The 532-nt window shown below is 33.8% G+C and carries 1 protein-coding gene; it reads right to left on the bottom strand.

All coding sequences use genetic code 11. From position 1 onward, the window contains the following. Positions 1 to 115: 115 nt before the first annotated feature. The gene (locus tag P20439_RS12210) at positions 116 to 514 is read right to left on the bottom strand and encodes a hypothetical protein (RefSeq protein ID WP_008109155.1); all 399 of its coding nucleotides are present in this window, start codon (positions 512 to 514) and stop codon (positions 116 to 118) included. Between the last annotated feature and the right edge of the window lie 18 nt (positions 515 to 532).

Here is a 532-nt window from a genome sequence, read left to right as displayed (position 1 = left end):
ATTTGATTGCCGCAGAATACGTTGCGCGTTTTAATTTCGTCATTTTTTCACCCAAATTTGTATGCTTATTAGCATAACATTTCTTTCTTAATGGGTGGCCAAATTAACTATGCCACTACAACCCGTTAATTTCATTTTTAAATGTCAAAAAGATTTCTGATACATCTCCTTGAACTCTTAGCATGCTGCGAATGTAGTCGGCCGTATTCTCTTCAGAGGGATCATTCAAGATATCCATCATTCCTTGTTGAAATCCATCGAATACTGCTTTTCTAGATTTAGCAGTATATGAATCCATCAGAGTATAATATTTTTTATATATTGTTAGTTTGCCTTCATACAGTTTTTTCTGCCTGTCCAAGCCGAATTCTAATTCGCTTTTCAATTTAGCTAATTCTTGATCGTATTCGTGCTTAATTGACTGCTTTAGACGTTCTTTGAACCAGAAAATAACAATGACATTAATAAATGCTGTAACAAAAGTTGATGTGCCAATAATTGCAACTAAGTCCATTTAAACCACCTATTCGTA

This window comes from Pseudoalteromonas sp. BSi20439 (assembly GCF_000241165.1).
In the GTDB taxonomy this organism is placed as follows: Bacteria; Pseudomonadota; Gammaproteobacteria; order Enterobacterales; family Alteromonadaceae; genus Pseudoalteromonas.
Note: the sequence above shows the minus strand (reverse complement) of the source record. Positions and strands in the feature narration are given on the sequence as shown.